The sequence below is a fragment of the Serratia sp. SCBI genome, from assembly GCF_000747565.1.
GTDB lineage: Bacteria > Pseudomonadota > Gammaproteobacteria > Enterobacterales > Enterobacteriaceae > Serratia > Serratia ureilytica.
On sequence record NZ_CP003424.1, the window covers coordinates 2332639 to 2359384 of the forward strand.

Sequence of the window (26746 nt, forward strand, 5' to 3'; positions counted from 1 at the left end):
ACAAAACGGGCGTTTCGCATGAGGTTAGCGACATTGAGCGAAGGGTGCGTTCGGCACAGCGTGCTGAACGTAGGCTCAATACGTGAGTTAATCAGCATAAGATACTGATATTTAAACCCGAGAAAGCACGAAGCCCAACGACTCCGGCTAGGGAAGGTATAGCACCCTGTCGTTGACCGTGCCAAGTTTTATGAACAAAATCAGGTGATTGAGTTTGCGCCGATCGGCGTCTCAGCCCGCGTCAGCGCTGGGAGTGGGGGAAAGTGAAAAAAATCCGCCGCATAACGTTACGCCGTAACAACAAGTCCAAATGGTGCGATCCGCCGTCGGCGAAGACGGGATGTGAGGGCGGATAGACTCGGCGCAGGCGCTTGCTGATATACTCAGGGAAAACAAAAACGCCAGGAAACCTGCATAACGCCATGACAAATAACGTTTCACCCGCACCCATCGCTCACCGCCCGCTGATTCTGATCGCCTGCATGCTGGCGATGTTCATGTCGGCGATCGAAGCCACCATCGTCGCCACCGCCATGCCGACCATCATCGGCGATCTCGGCGGTTTCTCGCTGCTGGGCTGGGTGTTCGCGGTCTATTTGCTGTCGCAGGCGATCACCATTCCCATCTACGGGCGGCTGGCGGATCTCTACGGCCGCAAGCGGGTGTTCTTCTTCGGCGCCACGCTGTTCCTGTTGGGATCGGTACTGTGCGGTTTCGCCCCCGACATGTATTGGCTGATCGGCTTTCGTCTGCTGCAGGGGCTGGGCGCCGGCGCCATCATGCCGATCGCCTCTACCATCATCGGCGATATCTACAGCGCCACCGAACGGCCGAAGGTGATGGGATACCTGTCGAGCGTGTGGGGCGTGTCGGCGATCATCGGCCCGCTGTTGGGGGCGTTTATCGTGCAGCATTTGCCGTGGGCGTTGGTGTTCTGGGTCAACCTGCCGATCGGCCTGTTGGCGATGTTCTTCCTCTGGCGCTATCTGCCGGCGCATCAGCCATTGCGCCAGCACGCGCTGGATCTGGCCGGCACCGCCTGGCTGACGCTGTTCGTTTCGGCGCTGCTGCTGGCGCTGTTGCAGATGGAAAGCCTGGGCTGGTGGGTGGTGCCGCTGTTTGCGCTGGCGGCAGCGGCGCTGGCGCTGCTTGTCCGCCAGGAGCGGCGCGCGGTCGAACCGCTGTTCCCGTTGGCGCTGTGGCAAAGCCGGGTGATCGTCGCCGGCAACATCGGCGGGCTGGTGATCGGCGCGGCGATGATGGGCATCAGCGCCTTTCTGCCGACCTTCATTCAGGGCGTGATGGGGGGCTCGCCGCTGGAGGCGGGCACCACGCTGGCCCTGATGTCGATCGGCTGGCCGCTGGCCAGCACGCTGAGCGGCCGCTTGATGCTGATGACCTCGTACCGCGCCACGGCGCTGCTGGGCGCGCTGTTGTTGGTGGCGGGCGGCCTGATCTTGCTGCTGCTGCAGCCGGAGGGCGGCTTGCTGTGGGGCCGGGTGGCGGCGTTTATGGTCGGCGCCGGCATGGGGCTGTGCAATACCACGTTTCTGGTTTCGGTGCAGAACGCGGCGCATTACAGCATTCGCGGCATCGCCACCGCCTGTACGGTGTTTACCCGCATGGTGGGCTCGGCCATCGGCACCGCGATTTTGGGCGCGACGCTGAATCTCAACCTGCAGTGGCGTTTGCCGGAGATTGACGATCCGGTGCAGCGGCTGATGGAACCGGCGGTGCGCCAGAGCATGGGGAGCGAGGCGTTGGCGCAGCTGACCCAGCAAGTGGCGGCTTCGCTGCATTGGGTGTTTCTGGTTTCTGCGCTGGTGTCGTTGCTGGCGCTGGCGGCGGCGATGCTGATCCCGGCGCGTTGTCGGCCGCAGGGCGAAGAGGAAGAGGCGGAACAGGCGTAAGGAAGAGAAGGAGCGGGCGCTGCTGCAGAGCGCCCTGGTAGCCGGTGCGGCTTACTGCGTGTTGGAGGTATCCTGGCTGGTGCCGGTCTGCGCCGCATCACCGCGATCGTCGCCGTTGTTCAGGCGGGTGTAGACGATCTTCTGGGTGTCGTTTTCGCAGTGGCCGACCACCTGGCCGCCCGCTTGATCGGCCTGATCGTTTGGCACGATCTCCAGTTTGAAGCCGGACTCCGGTACGCCGTTATTGACGATTTTTTGCGAAATGTCCGCTTTCACGCTTTCGCAGGAGGCCAGGGCCGCTATCGGCGAGCCGGCCAGCAACACAGCGGTTAATATCAGCGTTTTTTTCATCACGTCATCCTTTTAGACAATGGACTTCCTGTAACAGGATAGCAGCAACGGCGGCCGGGTTTCACGCTTGCCCGCCCGCCGCAGGCGGATTAAGGATTAATCCGACGCCCGGTCTGGCGATCCAGACATTTACGGGTGTCCGGCTCCCAGTAGGCGTTGACGTTGTTGCTGTCGTTGCAGCGATCTTCGTCATCCGCCGCGCGATCGATCTTGTCGAATTCTTTCTCGACGCGGGTGTTAACCTTGTGGCGCAGGGATTTGGTATCATTCCACTGCTCTTTGCTCTGGCGCGCTTCTTCGGTGCTCATCGCGCCGCTGCCTTTGCCATCGACGGTGACGCAGGTGCTGCCCTGAGTGCAGGTGGCGGCCAGCGCCGGCGCCTGCCAGGCGCCCATTACGGCCAGCATGGCGACCGGCAGCATCCCGCGCAGCAGTCGTTGGGTCGAAAATGTTTTCATCGTTTCATCCTTATGAGTGAGTGCGCCTGATGAAGGCGGCACTGGCGTTACCTCGCCCGCAGGCGTGGTGACAAATATACCACCGCGCTCCTGGAATTCACCAGCCAAGCGCCGATTCGTTTACTTTATCGAGAGAAAACTGCGACCGATGTTAAAAACTACGCTGTTGTTTTTCGCCACCGCCCTCGCTGAAATTATCGGCTGTTTCCTGCCTTACCTGTGGCTCAAGAAGCAGGGCAGCGCCTGGCTGCTGCTGCCGGCGGCCTTGAGCCTGATGCTGTTCGTCTGGCTGTTGACGCTGCATCCTGCGGCCAGCGGGCGGGTCTACGCGGCCTATGGCGGCGTGTATGTGGCGACGGCGCTGCTGTGGCTGCGAGTGGTGGACGGCGTGAAGCTGTCTACGCTGGATTGGGTCGGCGCCGGGGTGGCGCTGGCGGGCATGCTGATTATCGTTTCCGGCTGGCGCGCGGCCTGAGGAAACACGGCGGGAGTTGCCTCCCGCCGACAGGGCTCAGGCGCCGCGGTGGATGTTCAGCCCGGCGAAGGACTGGCTGACCGGCATCATTTCCAGCGTGTTGATGTTGACGCGCGCCGGCAACGTGGCGACCCAGAATACCGACTCGGCGATGTCTTCCGGCGTCAGCGCATCGGCGCCTTCGTAGGTTTTATTGACCTTGCCGTCATCGCCCTTGAAGCGCACGTTGGAGAATTCGGTGCCGCCCACCAGGCCCGGCTCGATATCGGTCACGCGGATGCGCGTGCCGTGCAGATCGGCGCGCAGGCCCAGGCTAAACTGCTTGACGAACGCCTTGGTGGCGCCGTACACGTTGCCGCCGGCATAGGGCCAGTTGGCGGCGGTGGAACCGATGTTGATCACGTGGCCGACGTTGCGCTCGACCATGGCGGGCAGCAGCGCGCGGGTCATGTTCACCAGCCCTTTGGCGTTGGTGTCGATCATGGTTTCCCAGTCATCGGCGTTGGCCTTGTGCGCCGGCTCCAGCCCCAGCGCCAGCCCGGCGTTGTTCACCAGCACGTCGATCTGGCGCAGCTCGGCCGGCAGCGCTTCTATCACCTGCTGAATGGCGGCACGGTTGCGCACGTCGAGCCGCACGATGTGCAGCGCTTCCCCCAATTCTTCCTGCAGCGCTTCAAGACGCTCAAGGCGGCGCCCGGCGGCGATCACCTGGTGGCCTTCACGGATAAAACGGCGTGCGATCGCCTCGCCGAAACCGGAGGTGGCGCCGGTAACAAATATAATCATGTTGCTGTTCCTCAACTGTTTTTACCCTACATGCTTCTATCATTAGCACAAACCCGCAGGCAGTGGCAGCGGTTATCACGGCGGAAAGGAAAAAAGGTCACACCGGGCCAGCGGCCCGATGCTGATTAGCGCTGAGGCGGCAGGTGGTAGACCACGGCGTCATACTTGATGTTTTCACGTTTGCCGGCCAGCACGCCGCCCAGCGACTCGACGAGGCGGCGGCTGGCGGTATTCTGCTCGGCCACCGGGTAGAGAAAGTGCGGCGGCTGAAAGCGCTCGCTGGCCCAGCGCGCGATGCCCTGCACGATTTCGCGGCCGTAGCCCTGGCCATGCAGGCTCTCTTTCACCCAGATGCCCAGCTCCGGGGTGGGGCTGCGCAGGTTGTGCGCGCCGCCGACGCCGACGAACTGCCGGTCTTCGCGCCGGCGGGCGACGAAGATCACTTCTTCGCCTTCGCGCATCAGCGGCAGCCAGCTTTGCCAAACGTTGGCGAAATCTTCCGGCGACGCCTCCGGCTCAAAGGTCATAAAGCGCGTCAGCGTGGGGGTGATCGCCTGGTAAACATCGTCGGCGTCTGCTGCGGCAAAGGGGGCAATCAACAAACGGTCGGTGTCAACGCGGCACTGAGAAAGGTCATTGTGATTCATTTTATTTCCTCGCTTTTCAGGCCATAACGGCAAAAAATCCGCGCACATAAATCGGGGCGGATCGTCGATATTACGCGTATTGGCGTCAGAAGCGACTTATTTTTCGCCGTTGCGGCGACGCGGAGGAACGGTTTATGTGACGTCGTCACGTTGACGGGAAAGGCGGCGGGCACGGTTAACCGCGCCCGCCGTTGAGGATCAGAACTTCACCGAACCTTGCAGATAAATCGTGCGCGGCTGGCCGATGTACAGACCTTTGTTGTTGTCGTCATAAGCGCGGGTGAAATACTCGTGGTTGAACAGGTTTTTCACGCCGACGCCCAGATTCAGGCCGGCCATTTCCGGGCCGAAATCATAGGCGGCGCGCACGCCCCACAGCATATAGCCGGGAATGCGGCCGGTGCTGCCGTCGGCGCTTTCCGCCACGGTGTTGGCGTTGTCGGCGAACTGGCTGGATTGGAACTCGCCGTTAAGGTTAAACGCCCAGTTGCCCGGCGTGTAGTCAAGCCCCAGGGTGCCTTTATGCTTCGGCGAGAACGGCACCTGGTTGCCCTTGTAGCCGCCGTCTTCGCGGATGGTGGCGTTGACGTAGGCGTAGCTGGCGTAGGCGGTCAGGTCGTCCAGTTTCGGCGTCAGCTGCGACAGATCGTAACGCAGGCTGCCTTCCAGCCCGGCGTGGCGGGTTTTGCCGCGCGCGGTCACGCTGTCGGTCACCTGGTTGGAATCGTACTGGTTGTTGAAGTTGATCAGGAACAGCCCGATCTCGCCGGTCAGCGCATCGCCGGCGTAGCGGGTGCCCAGCTCCCAGGTGCGCGCCTTCTCCGGTTCAATCTTGCCGCTGTCGACTGCCTTGCCCATCTGGCTGTATTGCACGGTGCCGAAGGAGCCTTCGGTGTTGGCGTACAGGTTCCAGTATTCGTTCAGGTGATACATCACGTTCAACGCCGGCAGCGGCGCGTTATAGCTGACGTCGAGGCGGTTGTTCTTGATGTAGTTGTTCTGATACGACTTGATGTACTCGTAGCGCATGCCCGGCGTGATGGTCCAGTCGCCGATGTCGATGCGATCGTCGAGATAGAAGGCGTGCGCCTCGGTGCCGGACTGGGTGTCGCGATCGTACGGGCTGGCGGTGGACGGCAGCCTGCCGGTGCTGGCCTTGCTGGTGTAGCGCAGCTCATGGGTGGATTCACTGACGTAACGGTAGCCGACGCCGACCTCATGGGCAGAATCTCCCCAGCGGAAACTTTGGCTGTAGCGCGGTTCTACGCCGCGCACCCAGTATTCGCGCGGCGACAGCGTCAGGTTCTTGCCCTGATCCAGATAGCCGCTGCGCAGGGTGTAGGTGTAGAAGCTCTGTACGTCGAACTTATGCTGCTGATCAGGCTGATATTGGTAGCCGAAGTTCGCCAACTGGCGGCGGCCCCAGAACTTGTCGTACGGGCGCGTAGACTGGAACGGGTTGGCGTTGTAGTCCGCCCGGCTCAGGCCGCCCGGCATGTTCGCTTCGCCTTCGTAGTATTGCAGCAGGCTGTTGAAGGTGTGCACCTCGTTCGGGGCGTAGCGGCTTTTCAGCATCACGTCGTCTATCTTGGTCGCGCTGTGCTCGCGCCAGTCGCTGCCGCGGGTGCCGGAGTAAAGCAGCGCCGCACCGAAGCCGTTGTCGGCGGTGCCGCCGATCATCAGGTTGCCGGTGCCTTTCGGGTGATCCTGGCGCGAGGTCGGGCTGAGCTGCCCCTGCATGCCGGCCTCCAGGCCGAAGGTTTTCGGGATGGCGCGGGTAACGAAGTTGACGACGCCGCCGACGCTCTGCGGCCCATAGCGCACCGCGCCGCCGCCGCGCACCACGTCAATCGCATCCATATTGCCGAGCGAGACCGGCGCCAGCGACAGCTGCGGCTGGCCGTAAGGGGCGAAGGGCACCGGGATGCCGTCCATCAGCACGGTGGAGCGGCTGGCGAGGCGCGGGTTGAGGCCGCGTATGCCGAAGTTCAGCGCCATATCGTGGCTGCCGGTGCCGTTGTTCTCCGGCGCCACCACGCCCGGCACGCGGTTCAACGCTTCACGCACGGTGGTGGTGCCGGTTTTGACGAAGTCTTCGCGGCGCACTACGTCGCGCGCGCCGGGATGCTCGAACACGTCTGCCTGACGGCCTTCCGCCAGCCAGTCGCCGACCACGGTGATGTCCTCTTCTTTCTGCGGTTGTGGCAGTTTGGCCAGCGTGTAGCCGTTGTTGCCGAGCGCTTTAGCCTGCAGGCCGCTGCCCGCCAGCAGGGCGTTCAGGCCGTCATCGACGCCGTAGCTGCCGCTCAGGCCCGGCGAACGTTTACCGGCGGTCAGCGCGCCGTCTACCGAGAGCGCGATGCCGGCGCGCGCGGCGAAAGCGTTCAGCGCGCCGTCCAGCTCACCGGCCGGAATGTGATAGGCGGCAGCGGCGCTGGCGGCGCTCGCCATCTGCGGTGCAGCGAATACCAGGCCAATGGCCACGGCCAGCGGCGTGGCACGTTTTCCCCAAAGCGAAGCCGGAGCGACCTTTCCCCAAGCGTTGTTCATACCTTCTCCTGAATCATTTTTTATTTATTGCTGCAGTGTTTTCCTGGGAGTCGGATGAGCAAAGCAAAAGGGACAATCAAGAATGCGATTTTTTATCATTTTCATTTAAAAAATTCAGGCGGGGACGATTTGCAACCAATAGCGGGTAAAGCTTTGCAGGCGTACCGGCAGCGTCTGGCTGAGCAGGGCGAGGGCGCGATCGGTATCGTTGAGCGGGAAACTGCCGCTGACGCGCAGGCCGGCAACGGCCGGATCGCAGCTCAGGTGGCCGCGCCGATAGCGCGCCAGTTCGGCGATCACCCGGTCCAGCCGCCACTGGCTGACGCTCAGCACCCCGTGCAGCCAGCCGTCTTCCGCCGTAGCCGGTTGCTTATCGCTGAAGGCCGCCGCGCTGAAGCTTATCTGTTCGCCGGCGTTCACCCGGCGCTTTTGTTGCGCGTCTTGCGCCAGCTGCGCTTCGACTGCATGCTCCAGCACCGTCAGGCGCGTTTCGCCGCCGCTCTCGCGCACCAAAAAACGGGTGCCGAGCGCGCGCATCGCCCCTTGCGGGCTCTGCACCCACAGCGGCCGGGCATCGCGTCCGGTAACCAGGCTGATTTCCCCGGCGTGCAAGCGGATCAGCCGTTGGCGATCGTCGTAATGCACGTCCACCGCGCTGGCGGTGTTCAGCACCAGCTGGGTGCCGTCGCTTAACACAATGGGTTTGATTTCGCCGGTGGCGGTGCGGTAGTCGGCGCGCAGCTCCTGGCCGAGTGGCGACCGATAGAAGAAGCCGCCGCCGCCCACGCCGAGCAACAGCAGCAGGCTTTTCAGCAGGGTGCGGCGATCGATCGCCGATTGACGGCCGGCGCGATCGAGCGCGCGATAGCTGAATTTGCCCGGCACGCCCTGCAGCTGGCTCTGCAACGCTTCGACGCGCTGCCAGGCCCAGCGGTGATCGTCATGCTGCTGGTGCCAGGCTTGCCACTGTTGGCGCTGGCGTTCGGTGACGTGCTCGTCGCACAGCAGGGCATACCAGTGTGCGGCCATTTTCAGCGCCTGGCGCTGCTCGGGGGTGATGGCGTTGCTCATGAATAAACGTCGTTTTCGAGGCTGAACAGCAGGCAATGCTCGGTGGCTTTGGCCATGTATTTTTTAACCGAACTGACCGACACGCCGAGGCGCGCGGCGATGTCCGCATAGCCCAGGCCTTCGAGCTGCGACAACAGAAAGGCCTGCTTTACCTTCGGCCCCAGGCCGTCGAGCATGGCGTCGATCTGCTGCAGGCTTTCCAGCAGGCTCTGGCGCTGCTCCGGCGACGGGGCGTAGCCTTCCGGGATCAGCGCCAGCATCTCAAGATAGGCGCGCTCCAGCGTTCTGCGGCGGAACAGATCGACCATCACCCGCTTGGCGACGGTGACCAGAAAATCTTTCGGCTCGCGCAGGGTCGCCGCGGCGTCGCTTTTCAGCAGGCGCATAAAGGTGTCCTGCGCCACATCGTCCGCGTCGAAAGCGCAGCCCAGCCGCCGACGCAACCATCCCTGCAACCAGGCGTGGTGGGTGGCGTAAAGGCGCGACAGCGCGGCGTGCGGGGCAGAGGCGGTGGCGGACATGGTTTTCGCATTGCTGGTCAAAAAGATGCGCGGATGATAATTGAGAATAGTTATCGTTTCAAGTTTGGCCGTTGCCTCCAGGCTGGGGTTCCGCCCCCGGACGCGGCGTTGAAATAAAGCGGACGGTCGTAAAGAGCGTCGTTTGCCCATTAAAGGTGCATCGGCGCGGTGTTATTTCGGCAAGCAAACGGTTGCTATTTATCCGCCGTCGAAGACTGAGCGTGGGTCTTATTCGCTTTCGCCGGTCTATGCTTTTAGGTTAATTACCAATCAATTGTTTTTATTTAAAAATGTATTTTATCGCCGCCTGTTGGCATACGGCTTGCTATGCTTAAGCCGGTCTTTGCGTTTGGGCAAAAAAGCCTTGTTTCATCGGCGCAGGTTATTTCGCGGGTGAGCTTGGTCGGTCGTCACAAGGAAGAAAATAATGGCACTGCAATTCACCACGGCTATTCGTGGCAATTTTTTTGATATCGCAGCCTGTGTGGAGGCGCCGCAACAGCTCGAAGAACGCCTGCGGCATGTTCCCGACGGTTTGCTGCTGCTGAACGACGGCGTCATCGTCTGGTTCGGCAGCTGGCGGCAGGGCGAGGCGCTGCTGCCGCCGGGCTTCGCGGTCACGGAGTATCGCGACAAGCTGATCGTGCCGGGTTTTATCGATACCCATATCCACTATCCGCAAACCGAAATGATTGGCGCCTATGGCGTTCAACTGCTGGACTGGTTAAACAATTACACCTTCCCGACCGAAAGCCGTTACGACTGTGAGCAGCACACCGACGCGATGTCGGCTTTCTTTCTGCAGCAGTTGCTGAGTAACGGCACCACCACCGCGCTGGTGTTCGGCACCGTGCATCCACAGTCGGTCGATGCGCTGTTCAGCCAGGCGGCAGCGCTGAACATGCGCCTGATCGCCGGCAAGGTCATGATGGATCGCCATGCGCCGGAGGCGCTGCTGGAAACGCCGGAGCAGAGTTATCGCCAGACGCGCGAACTGATCGAACGCTGGCACGGCAAAGGCCGCCTTGGTTACGCCATTACGCCGCGCTTTGCGCCCACCAGTACGCCGGCGCTGCTGGCGCAGGTGCAGCGGCTGCGCGAAGAATATCCCGACGTTTGGCTGCAGACGCACCTGAGCGAGAACCCGCAGGAAGTGGCCTGGGTAAAAGCGTTGTTCCCGCAACACCGCAGCTATCTGGATGTTTACCACCGCTACGGCATGACCGGCGATAAAAGCGTATTCGCCCATTGCCTGCATCTGGAGGAGCAGGAGTGGGACTGCCTGTGCGATACCCGCTCGGCGATCGCCTTTTGTCCCACCTCCAACCTGTTTCTCGGCAGCGGGCTGTTTGACCTGCAGCAGGCCTGGCGTAAGCGGGTGAAGCTCGGCATCGGCACCGACGTGGGGGCCGGCACCACCTTCAATATGCTGCGCACGTTAGGCGAGGCGTACAAGGTCGGCCAGCTGCAGCATTACCGGCTCTCCGCCGTAGAAGCGTTCTATCATGCCACCCTGGGCGGCGCCCGCGCACTGGCGCTGGACGACAAAATCGGCAACTTTAACGTCGGCAAAGAGGCGGATTTCGTGGTGCTCGATCCGGCGGTGACGCCGCTGCAGCAGCTGCGTCACGCCAACAGCGCCACGCTGATGGAGCAAGGGTTTGTGCTGATGACCTTGGGGGACGATCGCAACATTTATCGCACTTATGTGGACGGTAAGGTGGTTTATCAAAGTTAAATATTAGAGTGTTTGAAAGGGAATGTAATTCAGATGCATCAATTATATGATGCATCTGAGGATGTTAAAGTTTCGAGAATATAGAGCCACTGTTTGTGGTAAATATGCGGTCATAAAGCATTGATGCATAGTTATCCGTCATTCCGGCAATGAAGTCACATACGAATCTTTCTTTTGGTACTTGAGGGTTTTCTTTTATTCTGTTTATATATCGCTCAGGTAAAAGTTTTTCAGTATTTTGATTTAAAATATCAAATAATTCAGATATTAATCTCCCTCCTCTAAATTCTATTGTTTTTATTTCATATTTATTTACCACCTTTTTATAAGTTAGCCGTTTTAATGCGGAGATTTCCTTGGAAATATCTTCTTTAACAAAAGCCTTTAAGTCTATTAGTGGCTCCTTAAACAACCCTTGTTTTTTCACCTCAACACTATCAATAAATCTGTGTACCATGTCGCTTATGACTTTCTTTCTTTTGGGGTGGTTTGTGCCGAACAAATCATCAATGTATTTCATATATCCCTCTATATTATTTTCATTTGCCCAGAGGCGAAAATCTTCGGCATTGATTATTTTTAATGCGATAGCGTCTTCTAAGTCATGTACTGCATAGGCTATATCGTCTGATAGCTCCATGATACTGCAATCAAATGATTTATAAATTGTTCTTCCGTTTTCATTGCTGGGGTTTATATTGTCTATTCTTAGGAATTCATCCTTGTCACTATTTGGCAATATATCAATAATCCAAGCTAACTCTCCTCTTTCTGTGTCAAGAATGCACTTAGGTGGCTTTTCTGTTGGGCCTGTTAATGCTTTAAGATCATTAAATACACCAGGGTATTTTAATAGCCCCAATAGTGTTCTGCGTGTTAGATTAAGACCGTTGTATTCTGATGACTCTCCTAGTCTTGTACAAATTCTTAATGTCTGCCCGTTCCCCTCAAAACCTCCAAAATCCCACATTTTCTCAGAAAGAGCTGCTTCTCCTTTATGCCCAAACGGAGGGTGACCAATATCATGGGCCAACCCTAGAGCTTCGATTAAATTTGCGTCTGGTAGATAATCTCTTATGGGTAAATCGTCTTTGTATTTCTTACTCAAGTGAGCAGTAATTCCACTTCCAATTTGAGCAACCTCTAAAGAATGAGTTAGGCGTGTTCTATAAAAATCACTTTCGCCAACACCAAGAACTTGTGTCTTACCTTGTAGCCGCCGGAATGAAGCGGAGTGAATTATTCTCGCTCGATCTCGAGCATAATCATTCCATTGAGTTGATGGAGGCTCTTTTCTTTCTAACCATTTATTTGCCATTTTTGTTCCTTTGTTAATGATTTTATATTAATTAATTAAAGCATCATACATTTCGTGAATGACATTCCACTATACTATAGCAATCATAATGTTAGAATTAATAACATTACCTTTACTAAGTGATATTTATTAAAAATTCTGTCACACTTAAAGAATACCATCAATATTAAGTTATTTTTTATCTAATCACTTGTTTTTGCTCAAACTGCCAACTGCGCCTAAGCTAGGAGGTGACTCAGAGGGAGCCATTCCCCGAGACCTTATTCTGTGAACATGGAGGAGTTTCGATTTGATGCGTTTATCCACATTGGTGCTGGCGATCGGCATGGCGCTGGGCTCGCAGGCACAGGCAGCAGAAACCCAACCTCACGCCGACCATAGCGCGCTGCCCAGCGGCCAGGCGAAGGAGGCTACCGTGACCGGTGAAGCCAATCAGCACGACAAGCAAAAGACCCAAAATCCGTTCTTCTATCAAAGCCGTCTGCCGTTCCAGGCGCCGCCGTTCAACCTGATCAAGGAAAGCGACTACGCGCCGGCGATCGAAGCGGGCATCAAGCAAAAGCGGGAAGAGGTGGAGAAGATCGCCAACAACCCGGCCAAGCCCAACTTTAAAAATACCTTCGTGGCGCTGGAGCAGGCCGGTTCGCTGCTGACGCGGGTGATGAACGTGTTCGGCGCCATGACCTCGGCCAATACCAGCGATGCGCTGCAGAAGCTGGATGAAGAAACCTCGCCGAAGCTGGCGGCGCTGAACGACGACATCATGCTCAACGGCAAGCTGTTCGCGCGCATCAAGGCCATCTATCAAGATCGCGATGCGCTGAAGCTGGATCCGGAGTCGCGTCGGCTGGTGGAAGTCACCTATAAGAACTTCGAGCTGGCGGGCGCCAACCTGTCGGACGCCGACAAGGCCAAGCTGAAAGCGCTGAACCAGGAAGCGGCGACGCTGAGCACCCAGTTCACCAACAAACTGCTGGCGGCGAGCAAAAACGGCGCACTGGCGATAACCGACCAGGCGAAGCTGGACGGTCTGTCCGAAGGTGAGCTGGCGGCGGCAGCGCAGGCGGCCGCCGAGCGCAAGCTGGATAAACAGTGGCTGTTGGTGCTGCAGAACACCACCCAGCAGCCGCTGCTGCAGAGCCTGAAAGATCGCGATACCCGCAAAGCGCTGTTCGACGCCTCCTGGACGCGGGCGGAGAAGGGCGACGGCAACGATACCCGCCAGACCATTTCCCGACTGGCCAAGGTGCGCGCCGAGCAGGCCAAGCTGTTGGGTTACCCGAACTACGCCGCCTGGAAACTGCAAAACCAGATGGCCAAGACGCCGGATGCCGCGCTGAGCTTTATGCGCAACATCGTGCCGGCGGCCACCGCGCGCGCCGAACGTGAAGCCAAAGACATTCAGGCGGTGATCGACCAGCAGAAAGGCGACTTCAAGGTGCAGGCCTGGGACTGGCAGTTCTACGCCGAACAGGTGCGCAAGGCCAAGTACGATCTGGACGAGTCGCAGATCAAACCTTACTTCGAGCTGAACAACGTGCTGAACAACGGCGTGTTCTACGCCGCCAACCTGCTGTACGGCATCAGCTTCAAAGAGCGCAAGGACATTCCGGTCTACCAGCCGGACGTCAAGGTGTATGAAGTGTTCGACAAGGACGGCAAATCGCTGGCGCTGTTCTATACCGACTACTTCAAGCGCGACAACAAGGGCGGCGGCGCCTGGATGAGCAACTTCGTCGATCAGTCGAAGCTCAATGGCACCAAGCCGGTGATCTACAACGTCGCCAACTTCACCAAACCGGCGCCGGGGCAGCCGGCGCTGCTGTCGTATGACGACGTGATCACGATGTTCCACGAGTTCGGCCACGCGCTGCACGGTATGTTCGCCGATCAGGAATACCCGAGCCTGTCGGGTACCAACACCGCGCGCGATTTTGTCGAGTTCCCGTCGCAGTTCAACGAGCACTGGGTCAGCGATCCGAAAGTGTTCAGCCACTTCGCCAAGCACTATCAGACCGGCGAGGCGATGCCGCAGGAACTGGTCGACAAGATCAAGAAGGCCGACAAGTTCAACAAGGGCTACAGCATGACCGAGCTGCTGTCCGCCGCGCTGCTGGATATGCACTGGCACATGCTGACCGCCGATCAGCCGCAGCAGGATGTGGACAAGTTCGAGGCCGAGTCGCTGCAAAAAGACAAGGTGAATCTCAGCTACGTGCCGCCGCGTTACCGTTCCAGCTACTTCCAGCACATCTGGGGTAACGGTTACGCCGCGGGCTACTATGCCTATCTGTGGACGGAAATGCTGGCGGACGACGCCTTCCAGTGGTTCACCGAACACGGTGGCCTGACCGCCGAAAACGGCCAGCGCTTCCGCGACATGATCCTGTCGCGCGGCAACAGCCAGGATCTGGAGAAGCTGTACATCGACTGGCGCGGCAAAGAGCCGAGCATCGAGCCGATGCTGATCAACCGCGGGCTGAAGGACGAGTAAGTTCGGCCATTCCCGGTAAGCAAACAAAAGGGCGCATTATGCGCCCTTCGTCTTTTTGGCGTGGCCGACGCTCAGCGGTTCACCACCAGCCCGGAGAGGTTGGGCAGCGATGTGATGTCGCTGAGCGTCACGACAACGCTGAATGTGAAACCGCAGGCACAAGATGGCGCGGCTGCGCATTGAGCCGCCTCAGGCCTGGCGCAGGAACGCCACCAGCCGCTGCGCCGGCAGCGGCAACTGCGTCAGGTCACGCACCGCGATCGACAGGCGCCGGGTCGCCCACTCGTCTGTCAACGTCAGTGCGCTGTGCCGAATTTGCGGATGGCGTTGGGCGCTCTCTTCCGGCACCACCGCCAATCCGGCACCGCGCAGCACCATGCGGCAGATGGCGTCGAAATGAGCCGCGCGCGCCCGCAATCGCATTGGGCCGCCGCTGCGTATCGCCAGCTGTTCCAGATGCTGTTGCAGCGCGCTCTCTTCCGGCAGGCCGATGAAATCAAAAGGCAGGGCGTCCGCAAAGCTGATCTGTCGACGGCCGCTGAGCGCATGCCCCGGCGGCAGCACCAGCACCAGGCGATCCTGGCGAAAAGGGTAGCTTGTCAGCCCGCGCAGATCGGCGTGATCCGCCACGATGCCGATATCCGCCGCCTGTTCAGCGATCGCCTGCGCGATGGTCGGGCTGGGCAGCTCCTCCAGTACGATATCGGTATGCGGGTGCAGCACCAGAAAATCCGCCAACAGCTCCGGCAGAAAAGCGTCGGCGGCGACGGTATTGGCGACAATGCGCAGCCGGCTGCGCTGGCCCGGCGCGAACTCGGCCAGGTCGCCGCGCAACCGCTCGCGCTGCTGCAATAGCACTCGCGCGTGATGCAACAGGCGCTCACCGGCGGGAGTCGCCTGGACGCCGCGCGGATTGCGCGTCAGCAGCGTTACGCCGGCCTGTTGCTCCAGCCCGCGCATGGCGAGCGCTGGCGGCGGCCAGCGACAGCCCGACGCGCTCGGCGCCGGCGGTGATGCTGCCGGTCTCGAGCACCGCCGCCAACAGTCGCAGATCGATAAAGTCAAAATGCATGCGTTTTCCCTCTGTCTTTGCCGCAGGCAGGCTCTGCCATTGCCGCATTGTGCCGCGCCATACCGCCGGCCACAATCGAGCCGTTGATTCGCCATAAGGATAGACGCATGTCGCTGACGCTACTCGAGATTATCGCCCTGACGGGCATTTTTACGCTGGCCGGCACGGTCAAAGGAGCGATCGGTCTGGGGCTGCCGACCGTGTCGATGGGGCTGCTCAGCCTGATGATGCCGCCGGGTCAGGCCGCCGCGTTACTGTTGCTGCCTTCGCTGATCACCAACCTGTGGCAGTTGGTGTGCGGGGCGCGGCTGGGGACGCTGTGCCGCCGGCTCTGGCCGATGATGCTGTGCGTCACGCTGGGCACGTTGTTGAGCGCGGGGGCGCTCACTGCCGGCGACGGCCGCCTGGCGCCGCTGGCGCTGGGCGTGTGTCTGATCGGTTATGCGCTGCTGGGTTTTACCCGTTTCGACTGGCGCGTTTCCGCTGCGGCGGAACCCTGGTTGGGGCCGCTGTGCGGCCTGGTGACCGGTGCGCTGACCGGCGCCACCGGAGTGTTCGTCATTCCGGCGGTGCCTTACCTGAATGCGTTGGGCCTGGCGCGCGACGATCTGGTGCAGGCGCTGGGGCTGTCGTTCACCGTCTCGACGCTGGCGCTGGCCGCCGGTTTAGCCTGGCATCAGGCGCTGCCCGCCACGCTGCTCGGCGGTTCGCTGTTGGCGCTGTTGCCGGCGTTGGGCGGCATGTGGCTGGGGGAGAGGGTGCGCCGTCATTGTCGCCCGCAGCTGTTCCGCCGCCTCTTCTTTATTGGGCTATTAATCTTGGGCGTTGAGATTATTTGGCGATTCAATTAATTGAATCGATAGTACCTACGTGTAATCAGGTTCGATATATTATTCTGGGGTTTATTTTAATATGATGAGTTGCAATGTTTAGAACACACTTTTCTTATTGGTTTTTTTCATGAAATACAGGGTGGTTATGGATTGTTATTAGTGTGTTTTACTTTTTCAACTATAACCCTTTTAAAATGGGATAACCCCAGTGAATGCATAGGGGAACATTGATGAAGGAAATTTTAAGCAGCCAATTCTATGCGATGTCGGGTGGATGGCAGGATCGAGATGGGAGTGGAAAAAGAGCGTCTGATAACGGAGATGGGGTATATGATGAATAGATATGTTGTTTTTATAAAGAGTGATGAATCAAAAGTGCTAAGAAAGGAAGTGGTTACGCGAGAAATAATTAAAGACATGAAGCAGAAGGGGTTCAGAAAGCATTATGTTGAAGTAGAGGCTGAGAACGAAAGCGATGCCATTAAAAAATTAAATAAGAACAGCAATGATTATTTGGATTCATTGAGAAATTTTTCAGGTGATTTATTGTTCTGTTCTATTTTTGTTATTATTATGACGATAGTCTATTTTGCCACGATGAAAATGAGTTAGAAGTAGATACTGTAGGATTTAAAAAATAAAAAGGCTTGTCGAACGGGATCTCTCTGATTTTTCTCTGGATATGATACCGCCATTGGGTGAAACATACGTTCATAAAAATTTATTGGCGCCAGGATCACTCAGAAGATTTAAAGGTGTTTATTTTAATAGCTTCATATCCTCTCACCAAAATTAACTGACCTTCAGATTATTTTATTGTCAATACAGTAGTCTGTGAATTTGAATGTTAGCTATCACTAAGGGACGCTGTTCATGTTTCGCCAGGAAGCGATCGAGAATCAGAAAATGAAATGGCGTGGCAGGGCGCTTCTGCTACCCGGTATTCCCGTTTGGGGCACGACAGGGCTCTGCCTGTTTTTCTTCATCGCCTTTCTCACCTTCGCGATCGCCGGTACCTATACCCGGCGGGTCAACGTGACCGGCGAGATCAGCACTTATCCGCGCGCCGCCAACGTTTATTCCGCCGTCCAAGGGATAGTGGTCAAGCAATTCGTCACCGAAGGGCAGGTGATTGCCGCTGGTGCCCCCATTTACCAGATCGACGTCAGCAAGAGTACCCGTAGCGGTGTGATCAGCGACAACCAGCGCCGGGATATCGATGGCCAGCTGGCACGCATTGCGCAAATCATCAACCGACTGGAAAGCAGCAAGCAGGCCACGCTTATCATGCTGGAACAACAGAAGGCGCAATACACCGCCGCATTCACCCGTTCCACCGATATCCTCAAACGCGCCCAGGAAGGGATTCGCATCATGAAGGAAAACATGGAGAACTACCGGCACTATCAGACCAAGGGGCTGATCAATAAGGATCAGCTCACCAACCAGGTGGCGCTGTATTACCAGCAGCAGAACAACCTGCTGGGCCTGTCCGGCCAGAACGAACAGAATGCGCTGCAGATCACCGCGCTGGAAAGCCAGATCCATATCCAGGCTGCCGAATTCGACAACCAGATTTACCAGATGGAGCTGCAGCGCTACGAGCTGCAAAAGGAGCGGCAAAACATAGATGCCACTGGCGATATTATCGTTCGCGCGCTGGTCGGCGGCCGTATCGATTCGCTGAGCGTCACGGTTGGCCAAATGGTCAACGTCGGCGACAGTCTGCTGCAGATTATCCCGCAAAACATCGATCGCTATGCCCTGGTACTGTGGGTGCCCAACGACGCTATCCCCTACATCGTCGCCGGCGATAAGGTCAATGTGCGCTATGACGCTTTTCCGGCGGAGAAATTTGGCCAGTTTGCCGGTACGGTGGCCGTCATCTCCAAAGCCCCGGCCTCGCCGCAGGAAATGCTGACCTATCAGGGAGCGCCCAAAGCGGCGCTGACCGCCGCCGTGCCGTACTACAAGGTGATCGTCATGCCGGAGAAACAGGCCATTGCCTATGACGGTAAACGTCTGAGCCTGGAAAACGGCATGAAAGCGCAAAGCACCCTGTTTCTGGAAAAAAGGAAGATTTATCAATGGATGCTGTCGCCGTTCTACGACATGAAACACAGCGCGACGGGGCCAGTCAATGAGTAGGGCCACATTCAAACAACGGGTCAGCCAACTGGATCTGCGGTTGCGCCACCGGGTTTCGATGGTGCACCAGACCGAGTCGTCGGAATGCGGGCTGGCCTGTCTGGCGATGATCTGCGGTTATTACGGCAAAAATATCGACATGATCGCGCTGCGCCGGCAGTTCAACCTGTCAACCCGCGGTGCAACGCTGGTTGGACTGACCGGTATCGCCGAGCAATTGGGGTTGAGTACCCGTCCCCTGTCTCTGGATCTGGACGAACTCGGCGCGCTAAAACTGCCCTGCATTTTGCACTGGGAATTCAACCATTTTGTGGTGCTGGTCAGCGTCAAAGGCCACCGCGCAGTGCTGCATGATCCGGCGCGCGGGCGCCGGGCCGTCAGCCTGACGGAACTGTCGCACAGTTTCACCGGCGTAGCGCTTGAGGCCTGGCCTGGCAGCGAATTCACCGCCGACAGCGTCCGCCATCGCATTCATCTTCGCACGCTGATCGGCAGCGTGCATGGCCTCAAGGGGGCGCTCGGCAAAATTTTTTGCCTGTCTCTGGTATTCGAAACCATCAACCTGGTGATGCCCATCGGCACGCAGCTGGTGATGGATCATGCTATTCCTGCCGGAGATCGCGGGTTACTGTCGCTCATCTGCGCCGGATTGATGCTGTTTATCTTGTTGCGGGCCGCCATCGGCATGGTGCGGGCATGGTCAGGATTGGTCATGGCGACGCTTATCAACGTTCAGTGGCAGTCCGGGTTGTTCACCCATCTGCTGCGCCTGCCGCTCGGTTACTTTGAACGTCGTAAGCTGGGGGACATTCAGTCACGCTTCGGTTCACTGGATACGCTGCGCAGCACTTTCACCACCAGCATCGTCGGCGCCATCATGGACGGCATCATGGTGATCGGTGTGCTGGTGATGATGGCGCTGTATGGCGGCTGGCTGACCTGGGTAGTGCTCACTTTCACTGCGCTTTATGTGTTGATGCGACTGCTGACCTACGGCTATTACCGTCAGCTGTCCGAGGAGGCGCTGGTGAGAGAGGCTCGGGCCGGCTCGTATTTTATGGAAACGCTGTACGGTATCGCTACCGTCAAGATGCAGGGCATGGCAGAACGCCGCATCGCTCACTGGCTAAACCTTGAAATCGACACCATCAACACGGGGATCCGCGTCACCCGAATGGACATGCTGTTTGGCGGGATCAACACCTTTATAGCGGCGTGTGACCAGATCGTCATTCTGTGGTTGGGAACTAGCCTGGTGATCGATAACCAGATGACCCTCGGTATGTTCGTGGCGTTCGGCGCCTTTCGGGGGCAGTTCTCCGACCGCATCGGGTCGCTGACGGAATTTTTGCTGCAGCTGCGCATGATGAGCCTGCATAACGAGCGCATTGCCGATATCGCCCTGCATCCGCGGGAGGAGCGTAAACCCGATCACCCTTACACGGCGGGCCTGCAACCTTTGGGATTGACGACCCATGCCCTGAGCTATCGTTACGACAGCCAGTCACCGGCTATCTTTGATGGCCTGGACATCAGCGTTGCGCCGGGCGAAAGCGTGGCCATCGTGGGCCCGTCCGGCGCCGGAAAAACCACGCTGATGAAGGTGTTGTGCGGACTGTTTACCCCGGCTGCAGGGCGGGTTGAGGTGAACGGCGTCGATATCCGGCAGCTCGGCATCAACAACTACCACAAAATGATTGCCTGCGTGATGCAGGACGACAAACTGTTCTCCGGCTCAATCCGCGAAAATATTTGCGGGTTCGCGGACAAGATGGATGATGCCTGGATGGAAGCCTGTGCCCGTGCCAGCTATCTGCATGAGGTGATCATGCGCATGCCGATGGGGTATGAAACCCCGATCGGCGAGTTGGGGGAAGGATTGTCCGGCGGGCAAAAACAACGGCTATTCATAGCCCGGGCAATCTACAAGAAACCGGCTATTTTGTTCCTGGATGAGGCCACCAGTGCACTGGATAAGGAGAGCGAAGCTGCCGTGAATCAGGCAATTAAGAGACTCAATATCACTAAGCTGATCATTGCCCACCGTGAAACGACCATTGCGTCGGCAGATCGGGTTATCCATCTTGGATAAGGGGGGATATCACCCGCGCCACAAGCCATTTACATTGCTTTTCTCCCTAAAAACCCAATAAGTGGCGATGGGGCAAGGCTATTTTTGCTGCTCGCTTCCGCTTTCAATTTACGGCGCGGCGCATTGCGCGATATTCTGGTTTTCTGATGGGCTAACGGCGGATGAGGGAACCATGACAGACAGCCAGGCATTTGAACAACAAAGCCTCGATAATCTGCTGAGCTATTGGCGGCGCCACCGCCGCCTGCCGGGCGCGCGTTATCCGGCCGGCCCGACTGACACCCTGTGCGATGTGCCGGGCGTCAGCGTCGGGCATCACACGCTGGCCGACGGCGAATGCCAGACCGGCGTCACCGCCATCGTGCCGCCGGGTGACCTATTCAACCAGCCGCTGCCGTGCGGCAGCGCGGTGCTCAACGGCTTCGCCAAGCCGCTGGGGCTGGTGCAGCTGAACGAACTGGGGGTGCTGCAAACGCCGATCCTGCTGAGCAATACCTTCGCGGTCGGCACGCTGTTCAACGCCATGGTGCGGCGCAGCTGCCGGCGCTACCCGCAGATCGGCCGCGGCAGCGCCACCATCAACCCGCTGGTGCTGGAGTGCAACGACGGCTACCTCAACGATATTCAGGCGATGGCGGTGCGTGAGGAGCACGTCTTCAGCGCGCTGGATAACCATTCCACCCGCTTTGCGCGCGGCAGCGTCGGCGCCGGGCGCGGCATGAGCAGTTTCGGCTTGAAAGGGGGCATCGGCACCGCTTCGCGCTATTGCCCGGGGCTCGGCACCACGCTCGGCGTGCTGGTGCTGGCCAATTTCGGCACCCTCGACTCGCTGACGCTGAGCGGCGTGCGCGTTGGCCAGGCGCTGGGCAAGCTGTTGGCGGATCCGCCGCCGCAGGTGGATGCCGGTTCGGTCATCATCATCATCGCCTGCGATCGGGCGCTGGACAGCCGCCAGCTGAACCGCATCGCCCGCCGCGCGGGCGCGGGCCTGGGGCGGGTGGGCAGCCATTGGGGGCACGGCTCCGGCGACATCGCGCTGGCGTTCTCCACTCGGTTGCTGGGGGCGACGCTGCCGGACGAACGGCTGGAGCCGCTGTTCGCGGCGGCGGCGGACGCCACCGAATACGCGGTGCTGGATGCGTTGCTCAGCGCCGAAGGCGTCAGCGGCTTCGAGCAGCATGCGCGCGTGGCGCTGGGCCCGCTGCTCGATCGGCTGGCGGCAAATTAAATAACGGGAGCTTGATGTGAAAGTCTTTATCTCTGCGGATATCGAGGGGATCGCCGGCGTGATGCGGCCGGAGCAGTGCAACCCGGCCCACGCCGACTATGCGGCGGCGCGCGAGCTGATGGAGCAGGAGGTCAACGCCGCCATCGACTGCGCTTTTGCCGGCGGCTCCACCGAGGTGACGGTGGCCGACAGCCACGCGATGATGCAGAACCTGCGCGCCGAACGCATCGATGCGCGGGCGCGCCTGGTGCAGGGCAAACCGCGCGGGCTGTCGATGGTGGAAGGGCTGCAGCATCAACGTTACGACGGCCTGATGTTTATTGGTTATCACAGCGCCGCCGGCGAGCGCGGCGTGCTGGCGCATACCATCAACGGCCGGGCCTTTTATCGCGTCAGCCTGAACGGCGAGGCGGTAGGCGAAAGCGATCTGTATGCGGCGGCGGCGGCCGAATTAAACGTGCCGCTGTGGCTGGTGAGCGGTGACGACGAGCTGCAACGCTGGATCGCTGAACGTTATCCGCAATCCGGCTATGTTTGCGTGAAACGCGCCCTCTCGCAAACCGCCGCCGAATCGCTCAGCCCACAGCGGGCACGCGCCGAGATCCGCGAGCGCGCGATGCAACAGGTGCGCCAGGGCGCCAGACTGCCGGTGGAGCGCCGTTTTATGCCGCCTTACCGGCTGACGCTGATGGCGGCCAAACCGGTGCTGGCGGATCTGTTCAGCCTGGTGCCCGGCGTGGAGCGCCAGGATGCGCTCACCGTGGCCTTCGACAGCGACAACATGGCGGCGCAAATCCGCCTGCTCAGCGTCTTCTCCTATTTGGCGACGACGCAGAGCTGACCCCCGGTGCGGGTTTCCGCCCGCACCGCACGATTCTTCAATAGAAAATCCCTCTTCAACATTAAGCCTACTGGATAATAGGCTACGCTAATTATTGCTCTGTTGTGCTATGTCACCTGACCGGCGCGGCAAGCCATTCCCATAATTAGCGCTGTTTCGCCGAAGGCAGTGACGCCTTCGGTTTTTTTGGAGTCATGAGCAATGAGCATATCCCAAGTTCCGCTTTCGCGGCGGCGGTTTATCGTCGGCGCCGGGGCGTTGGTGATCGGCGCCTATCTGCCGTCCACCGGCGCGCTGGCGCGCTCGAACGCCCCGGCCGCCGCCGGCGCGACGGCGTTTGACGCCAACGCCTTCGTCCAGATCGGCACCGACGGCATCGTCACCGTCATCAGTAAACACACCGAAGTGGGCCAGGGGGTCTATACCGGCATGGCGACGCTGGTCGCCGAAGAGCTCGACGCCGACTGGGCGCAGGTGCGGGTCGTGGCCGCGCCGGTGGATACCGCCGTCTACAAGAACCTGGCGTTCGGCTTCCAGGGTACCGGCGGATCCAGTTCGGTGGCCAACGCCTATGAACAGATGCGGCGCATGGGCGCCATGGCGCGCGCGCTGCTGGTGCAGGCCGCCGCGCAGAGTTGGAAAACCTCCGCGCAGGAAATCACCGTGCAGGCGGGCAAGATCCGCCATGCCGCCAGCGGGCGCGAAGCGGGTTTCGGCGAGTTCGCCGAGTTGGCCGCCACGCTGCCGCCGCCCGATCCCGCCAGCCTGGCGCTGAAGGATCCGGCCAATTTCACCCTGATCGGCAAAACGCGCGGTCTGCACCGCGTCGATTCACTGGCGAAAACCAACGGCAGCGCGCAGTTCTCGCAGGATATCCACGAGCCGGACATGCTGACCGTCACCATCAAGAAACCGCCGCGCTTCGGCGGCAAGGTGGCGACGTTTGACGCCGAACGTGCGTTGGCGGTGCCGGGCGTGGTGGCGGTGAAACAAATCGCCACCGGCGTGGCGGTTTACGCCAAAAACACCTGGGCGGCGATCCAGGGGCGGGATCGGCTTAGGGTCACTTGGGACGATGCGCAGGCGGAGCGACGCAACACCGAGGAGATCTACGCCGAATTCCGCCAGGTGGCGCAGAAAACCGGCGTAGTGGCGAAGAGTCTCGGTAAGCCGGACGAGGTGTTCGACAAGGCCGATAAGGTGATCGAGGCCGAATACACCTTCCCCTACGTCGCTCACGCGCCGATGGAGCCGCTGGACGGCTATCTGTTCTGGGACGGCGAAAGCGTCAAGGCGCGCTACGGCTGCCAAATCCAGACGCTCGACCACAAGCAGCTGTGCGATCTGTTCGAGCTGCCGCCGGAGAAGGTGCAGATTGAAACCATTCTGGCGGGCGGCAGCTTCGGCCGGCGTATCGATCTGGGCAACCCGACGCTGGGGCCGGATCTGGCGGCCGACATGGCGGCGGCGGCCAAGGGCATCGGCCCCGGCCACGGCGTGAAGGTGGTATGGACGCGCGAGGACGACATCCGCAACGGTTGGTATCGCCCGATGATCCTGCATCGCCTGCGCGGCGCCATTCGCGGCGGCAAGGTGGTGGGCTGGACCGATACCGTAGTCGGCCACTCCTGGACGCGCCACAGCGCGATGGATGCGCTGGTGGTCAACGGCCTCGATCAGATGATGGTCGAGGGCGCCAGCGAGGTGCCTTATACCTTTGAGGCCTTCCGCTGCGATGCGCATATCGTGCCCGGCAAGGTGCCGACCACCTCGCTGCGGTCGGTCGCCAGCACCCACACCGGCCACGCGGTGGAGAGCTTTATCGATCAACTGCTGCAGGAAACCGGGCAGGATCCGGTGGAAGGGCGGCTGGCGCTGATGGGCGACGCGCCGCGCGCGGCGGGCGTGCTGCGGGCGGTGGCCAAAGCCGCTGATTGGCAGGGCGCCAAGGTGGTGGACGGACGCGCGCGCGGCGTGGGCGTCGCCAAGGCGTTCGATACCTATGTGGCGCAGGTGGCCGAGGTATCGATCGGCGAAGGCGGTATCCCGAAAGTGCACAAGGTGTGGTGCGCGGTGGACTGCGGCGTGGCGGTGAACCCCGACGTGATCCGCGCGCAGATCGAAGGCGGCATCGGCTACGGCCTGAACCTGGCGCTGTACGGCAATATCACGCTGAAAGACGGCGTGGTCGAACAGTCCAACTTCAATAATTTCCGCCCGCTGCGCATCAATGAGATGCCGGAGGTTGAGGTGATCATCGTGCCTTCGACCGAGAAACCGACCGGCGTAGGCGAACTGGGGGTGCCGACCATCGCTCCGGCGGTCGGCAACGCGCTGGCGCTGCTCGGGCGGCCGCGCGCCTCGCTGAGCCTGCCGCTGCATAATCCCACTGCGAATCCGGCGTCTGACAAGGAGAGAACCTGATGATTCATTTAACCGTAAACGAGCAGCCGCTGACCTTTGAGGGCGATCCGCACATGCCGCTGCTGTGGTTTCTGCGTGACGAAGCCGGCCTGACCGGCACCAAGTTCGGCTGCGGCATCGCCATGTGCGGCGCTTGCACCGTGCATCTGGACGGCGTGCCGGTGCGTTCGTGCATGACGCCGGTCTCCGCCGCCGCCGGCAAGAAAATCACCACCATCGAAGCCGTCGGCGCCACGCCGGAAGGCAAGGCGGTGCAGGAAGCTTGGCTCAACCTGGACGTGGTGCAGTGCGGTTACTGCCAGTCCGGCCAGATCATGAGCGCCAGCGCGCTGCTGGCCCAGAGCAAAAACCCGAGCGATGCGGACATTGACGCGGCGATGGGCGGCAACGTCTGCCGCTGCGCCACCTATGTGCGCATTCGCGCCGCCATCCACCAGGCCGCCAAGGCGTTGGGTTAGGGAGAGACGTGATGAGCAACGCCTTGAAAGGGCTGTTATGGCTGATTATCGCCGTGGTGGTGTTGGCGGGAGGATACGCGCTGTATACCCTGCTGCGGCCTGCCGGCGCGGAGCCTGCGGCGCCGATCGCCGGGGCGCCGGCCGGCATGACCGATAAACTGGCGCGCGGCGAGTACCTGGCGCGCGCCGCCGACTGTGTGGCGTGCCATACCGCGCCGGGCGGCGCGCCTTATGCGGGCGGCTTCGCCTTTAAACTGCCGTTCGGCACCATTTACGGCACCAACATCACCGCCGACAAAGAGACCGGCATCGGCAACTGGAGCGACGATCAGTTCGTGCGCGCGGTGCGTGAGGGCATCGGCCCGCAGGGCAACCTGTATCCGGCGATGCCGTACACCTCGTACACCGGGCTGAGCCGCGACGACGTGCTGGCGATCAAGGATTATCTGTTCAGCCTGCCGCCGGTGAAACAGGCCAACCCGCAAAACGATCTGTCGTTCCCGTTCAACCAGCGTTGGGGCATGAAATTCTGGAACCTGGCGTTCTTCCAGGAGCAGCGCTTCGCGCCGGATCTCAACAAGGATGAACAGTGGAATCGCGGCGCCTATCTGGCGACGGCGCTCGGCCACTGCGGCGAGTGCCATACGCCGCGCAATCTGGGGTTCGGCCTTAACCAGAGCAAGCACCTGAGCGGTGAAGTGGTGCAGGGCTGGTTCGCCGCCAACATCACGCCGGACAAACAGACCGGCATCGGCGGCTGGAGCGACCAGCAGCTGTCGCAATATCTGGCCACCGGTCATGCGCCGGGGCGCAGCAGCGCCGCCGGCCCGATGGCGGAAGCGGTGGAAAACAGCCTGCAGTTCCTGACGCCGGAAGATAATCTGGCGCTGGTGAAATACCTGCGCGATATCGAGCCGATCGCCGGGGACGACGCCGCGGCGGTGAACCTGCAGCCGAAGGGGGCGGGGGCTTCCACGCCGATCCTGCCGGGCGGGCAAGACAGCTCGCTCGGGCGCCGGGTGTTCGCCAACGACTGCAGCGGCTGCCACCAGTGGAACGGGCCGGGCCGCCAGAGCGAGTACGCGTCGCTGGTCGGCAGCACGGCGGTGAACGATCCGCAGGGTCGCAGCGTGGTGCAGGCCATCCTGAAGGGGACAAGCATCAGCGTCGGCGAGCGGCATGAGATGATGCCGGCGTTCGGCAGCGCGTATTCCGACGAGGAAGTGGCGGCGGTCGCCAACTTTGTGGTTGGCCATTTCGGCGACAAGCAGGGCAAGGTCACCGCCAAACAGGTGGCGGAGCAGCGCAAGCAGTAAAGAAAGCGGCGAGGG

23 protein-coding genes are annotated in these 26746 nt (G+C 60.0%); 13 read left to right on the forward strand and 10 right to left on the reverse strand.

The window, feature by feature from the left end; all coding sequences use genetic code 11:
• Nucleotides 1-422: 422 nt before the first annotated feature.
• On the forward strand, nt 423-1910 hold the full coding sequence (locus SERRSCBI_RS10960; protein WP_033642987.1) for an MDR family MFS transporter: 1488 nt from the start codon (nt 423-425) through the stop codon (nt 1908-1910).
• Between the two features lie 51 nt (nt 1911-1961).
• Here SERRSCBI_RS10960 and SERRSCBI_RS10965 read toward each other — a convergent pair whose 3' ends face one another.
• Both SERRSCBI_RS10965 and SERRSCBI_RS10970 read right to left on the reverse strand, forming a co-directional pair.
• Complete coding sequence (locus SERRSCBI_RS10965) at nt 1962-2261, reverse strand: DUF1161 domain-containing protein (RefSeq protein ID WP_042784427.1); 300 nt, start codon at nt 2259-2261, stop codon at nt 1962-1964.
• A gap of 89 nt (nt 2262-2350) precedes the next feature.
• Complete coding sequence (locus SERRSCBI_RS10970) at nt 2351-2719, reverse strand: DUF1283 family protein (RefSeq protein WP_033633135.1); 369 nt, start codon at nt 2717-2719, stop codon at nt 2351-2353.
• A gap of 148 nt (nt 2720-2867) precedes the next feature.
• Between SERRSCBI_RS10970 and SERRSCBI_RS10975 the strand changes: the two genes are divergently transcribed.
• Nucleotides 2868-3194 carry a YnfA family protein gene (locus SERRSCBI_RS10975; protein ID WP_033650474.1) on the forward strand — a complete coding sequence of 109 codons (327 nt, stop codon included), beginning with the start codon at nt 2868-2870 and terminating at the stop codon, nt 3192-3194.
• Between the two features lie 36 nt (nt 3195-3230).
• On the opposite strand, the gene ydfG is transcribed toward SERRSCBI_RS10975, so the two are convergent.
• The 5 genes from ydfG to fecI form a co-directional block, all read right to left on the reverse strand.
• Complete coding sequence (gene ydfG, locus SERRSCBI_RS10980; RefSeq protein WP_033642989.1) at nt 3231-3980, reverse strand: bifunctional NADP-dependent 3-hydroxy acid dehydrogenase/3-hydroxypropionate dehydrogenase YdfG; 750 nt, start codon at nt 3978-3980, stop codon at nt 3231-3233.
• 125 nt (nt 3981-4105) lie between these two features.
• Nucleotides 4106-4627, reverse strand: coding sequence for a GNAT family N-acetyltransferase (locus tag SERRSCBI_RS10985; RefSeq protein WP_042784429.1), 522 nt, complete (start codon nt 4625-4627; stop codon nt 4106-4108).
• A 198-nt stretch (nt 4628-4825) separates the two neighbouring features.
• Entirely contained in the window at nt 4826-7177 is a 2352-nt protein-coding gene (gene fecA / locus SERRSCBI_RS10990; protein WP_042784430.1) for a TonB-dependent Fe(3+) dicitrate receptor FecA, read from the reverse strand.
• 114 nt (nt 7178-7291) lie between these two features.
• Nucleotides 7292-8248, reverse strand: coding sequence for a ferric citrate uptake sigma factor regulator FecR (gene fecR / locus SERRSCBI_RS10995; protein ID WP_042784431.1), 957 nt, complete (start codon nt 8246-8248; stop codon nt 7292-7294).
• On the reverse strand, nt 8245-8769 hold the full coding sequence (fecI, locus tag SERRSCBI_RS11000; protein ID WP_033650469.1) for a ferric citrate uptake sigma factor FecI: 525 nt from the start codon (nt 8767-8769) through the stop codon (nt 8245-8247). Before fecI ends, fecR begins: the two co-directional genes overlap by 4 nt.
• A 427-nt stretch (nt 8770-9196) precedes the next feature.
• Between fecI and guaD the strand changes: the two genes are divergently transcribed.
• On the forward strand, nt 9197-10507 hold the full coding sequence (gene guaD / locus SERRSCBI_RS11005) for a guanine deaminase (protein WP_042784433.1): 1311 nt from the start codon (nt 9197-9199) through the stop codon (nt 10505-10507).
• A 64-nt stretch (nt 10508-10571) separates the two neighbouring features.
• On the opposite strand, the gene SERRSCBI_RS11010 is transcribed toward guaD, so the two are convergent.
• The gene (locus tag SERRSCBI_RS11010) at nt 10572-11825 is read right to left on the reverse strand and encodes an anti-phage deoxyguanosine triphosphatase (RefSeq protein WP_042784434.1); all 1254 of its coding nucleotides are present in this window, start codon (nt 11823-11825) and stop codon (nt 10572-10574) included.
• A gap of 292 nt (nt 11826-12117) precedes the next feature.
• Here SERRSCBI_RS11010 and dcp point away from each other — a divergent pair, with 292 nt between their 5' ends.
• Nucleotides 12118-14319, forward strand: a complete 2202-nt coding sequence (dcp, locus tag SERRSCBI_RS11015) for a peptidyl-dipeptidase Dcp (RefSeq protein ID WP_042784435.1) — start codon at nt 12118-12120, stop codon at nt 14317-14319.
• 189 nt (nt 14320-14508) lie between these two features.
• On the opposite strand, the gene SERRSCBI_RS11020 is transcribed toward dcp, so the two are convergent.
• Both SERRSCBI_RS11020 and SERRSCBI_RS25080 read right to left on the reverse strand, forming a co-directional pair.
• Nucleotides 14509-15279, reverse strand: a complete 771-nt coding sequence (locus SERRSCBI_RS11020; protein ID WP_232230769.1) for a LysR substrate-binding domain-containing protein — start codon at nt 15277-15279, stop codon at nt 14509-14511.
• The gene (locus SERRSCBI_RS25080) at nt 15200-15391 is read right to left on the reverse strand and encodes a LysR family transcriptional regulator (RefSeq protein WP_232230770.1); all 192 of its coding nucleotides are present in this window, start codon (nt 15389-15391) and stop codon (nt 15200-15202) included. The genes SERRSCBI_RS11020 and SERRSCBI_RS25080 overlap by 80 nt, the downstream gene beginning before the upstream one ends.
• Nucleotides 15392-15498: 107 nt before the next feature.
• On the opposite strand from SERRSCBI_RS25080, the gene SERRSCBI_RS11025 reads away from it, so the two are divergent.
• The 9 genes from SERRSCBI_RS11025 (at nt 15499) to SERRSCBI_RS11065 (ending at nt 26731) form a co-directional block, all read left to right on the forward strand.
• Nucleotides 15499-16242: a sulfite exporter TauE/SafE family protein gene (locus SERRSCBI_RS11025; RefSeq protein WP_042784436.1), complete on the forward strand. Its 744-nt coding sequence runs from the start codon at nt 15499-15501 to the stop codon at nt 16240-16242.
• A gap of 270 nt (nt 16243-16512) precedes the next feature.
• Nucleotides 16513-16836, forward strand: coding sequence for a hypothetical protein (locus SERRSCBI_RS11030; RefSeq protein WP_080376486.1), 324 nt, complete (start codon nt 16513-16515; stop codon nt 16834-16836).
• A gap of 261 nt (nt 16837-17097) precedes the next feature.
• Nucleotides 17098-18372 (forward strand): HlyD family secretion protein, encoded by a 1275-nt coding sequence (locus tag SERRSCBI_RS11035; protein ID WP_042784437.1) that lies wholly within the window; start codon nt 17098-17100, stop codon nt 18370-18372.
• Nucleotides 18365-20464 (forward strand): peptidase domain-containing ABC transporter, encoded by a 2100-nt coding sequence (locus SERRSCBI_RS11040; RefSeq protein WP_042784439.1) that lies wholly within the window; start codon nt 18365-18367, stop codon nt 20462-20464. The genes SERRSCBI_RS11035 and SERRSCBI_RS11040 overlap by 8 nt, the downstream gene beginning before the upstream one ends.
• Before the next feature lie 172 nt (nt 20465-20636).
• Nucleotides 20637-21692, forward strand: coding sequence for a P1 family peptidase (locus SERRSCBI_RS11045; protein ID WP_033650461.1), 1056 nt, complete (start codon nt 20637-20639; stop codon nt 21690-21692).
• Between the two features lie 16 nt (nt 21693-21708).
• The gene (locus tag SERRSCBI_RS11050) at nt 21709-22533 is read left to right on the forward strand and encodes a M55 family metallopeptidase (protein WP_042784441.1); all 825 of its coding nucleotides are present in this window, start codon (nt 21709-21711) and stop codon (nt 22531-22533) included.
• A gap of 201 nt (nt 22534-22734) precedes the next feature.
• Nucleotides 22735-24957 (forward strand): molybdopterin cofactor-binding domain-containing protein, encoded by a 2223-nt coding sequence (locus SERRSCBI_RS11055; RefSeq protein WP_042784442.1) that lies wholly within the window; start codon nt 22735-22737, stop codon nt 24955-24957.
• The gene (locus tag SERRSCBI_RS11060) at nt 24957-25415 is read left to right on the forward strand and encodes a (2Fe-2S)-binding protein (protein ID WP_033650458.1); all 459 of its coding nucleotides are present in this window, start codon (nt 24957-24959) and stop codon (nt 25413-25415) included. The genes SERRSCBI_RS11055 and SERRSCBI_RS11060 overlap by 1 nt, the downstream gene beginning before the upstream one ends.
• Before the next feature lie 11 nt (nt 25416-25426).
• Nucleotides 25427-26731 (forward strand): c-type cytochrome, encoded by a 1305-nt coding sequence (locus tag SERRSCBI_RS11065; RefSeq protein ID WP_042784443.1) that lies wholly within the window; start codon nt 25427-25429, stop codon nt 26729-26731.
• The last annotated feature ends 15 nt before the right edge of the window (nt 26732-26746 follow it).

Excerpts from the sequence above, each read along its gene's own strand:
- fecR (WP_042784431.1), bottom strand. The coding sequence starts at position 8,248 with ATGAGCAACGCCATCACCCCCGAGCAGCGCCAGGCGCTGAAAATGGCC.
- SERRSCBI_RS11045 (WP_033650461.1), top strand. The coding sequence starts at position 20,637 with ATGACAGACAGCCAGGCATTTGAACAACAAAGCCTCGATAATCTGCTG.
- fecI (WP_033650469.1), bottom strand. The coding sequence starts at position 8,769 with ATGTCCGCCACCGCCTCTGCCCCGCACGCCGCGCTGTCGCGCCTTTAC.
- dcp (WP_042784435.1), top strand. The coding sequence starts at position 12,118 with ATGCGTTTATCCACATTGGTGCTGGCGATCGGCATGGCGCTGGGCTCG.
- SERRSCBI_RS10965 (WP_042784427.1), bottom strand. The coding sequence starts at position 2,261 with ATGAAAAAAACGCTGATATTAACCGCTGTGTTGCTGGCCGGCTCGCCG.
- SERRSCBI_RS11025 (WP_042784436.1), top strand. The coding sequence starts at position 15,499 with ATGTCGCTGACGCTACTCGAGATTATCGCCCTGACGGGCATTTTTACG.
- SERRSCBI_RS10970 (WP_033633135.1), bottom strand. The coding sequence starts at position 2,719 with ATGAAAACATTTTCGACCCAACGACTGCTGCGCGGGATGCTGCCGGTC.
- fecA (WP_042784430.1), bottom strand. The coding sequence starts at position 7,177 with ATGAACAACGCTTGGGGAAAGGTCGCTCCGGCTTCGCTTTGGGGAAAA.
- guaD (WP_042784433.1), top strand. The coding sequence starts at position 9,197 with ATGGCACTGCAATTCACCACGGCTATTCGTGGCAATTTTTTTGATATC.
- SERRSCBI_RS10960 (WP_033642987.1), top strand. The coding sequence starts at position 423 with ATGACAAATAACGTTTCACCCGCACCCATCGCTCACCGCCCGCTGATT.
- SERRSCBI_RS11055 (WP_042784442.1), top strand. The coding sequence starts at position 22,735 with ATGAGCATATCCCAAGTTCCGCTTTCGCGGCGGCGGTTTATCGTCGGC.
- SERRSCBI_RS10975 (WP_033650474.1), top strand. The coding sequence starts at position 2,868 with ATGTTAAAAACTACGCTGTTGTTTTTCGCCACCGCCCTCGCTGAAATT.
- SERRSCBI_RS11060 (WP_033650458.1), top strand. The coding sequence starts at position 24,957 with ATGATTCATTTAACCGTAAACGAGCAGCCGCTGACCTTTGAGGGCGAT.
- SERRSCBI_RS11035 (WP_042784437.1), top strand. The coding sequence starts at position 17,098 with ATGTTTCGCCAGGAAGCGATCGAGAATCAGAAAATGAAATGGCGTGGC.
- SERRSCBI_RS11040 (WP_042784439.1), top strand. The coding sequence starts at position 18,365 with ATGAGTAGGGCCACATTCAAACAACGGGTCAGCCAACTGGATCTGCGG.
- SERRSCBI_RS11020 (WP_232230769.1), bottom strand. The coding sequence starts at position 15,279 with ATGCGCGGGCTGGAGCAACAGGCCGGCGTAACGCTGCTGACGCGCAAT.
- SERRSCBI_RS10985 (WP_042784429.1), bottom strand. The coding sequence starts at position 4,627 with ATGAATCACAATGACCTTTCTCAGTGCCGCGTTGACACCGACCGTTTG.
- SERRSCBI_RS11010 (WP_042784434.1), bottom strand. The coding sequence starts at position 11,825 with ATGGCAAATAAATGGTTAGAAAGAAAAGAGCCTCCATCAACTCAATGG.
- SERRSCBI_RS11065 (WP_042784443.1), top strand. The coding sequence starts at position 25,427 with ATGAGCAACGCCTTGAAAGGGCTGTTATGGCTGATTATCGCCGTGGTG.
- SERRSCBI_RS11030 (WP_080376486.1), top strand. The coding sequence starts at position 16,513 with ATGGGAGTGGAAAAAGAGCGTCTGATAACGGAGATGGGGTATATGATG.
- SERRSCBI_RS25080 (WP_232230770.1), bottom strand. The coding sequence starts at position 15,391 with ATGCATTTTGACTTTATCGATCTGCGACTGTTGGCGGCGGTGCTCGAG.
- ydfG (WP_033642989.1), bottom strand. The coding sequence starts at position 3,980 with ATGATTATATTTGTTACCGGCGCCACCTCCGGTTTCGGCGAGGCGATC.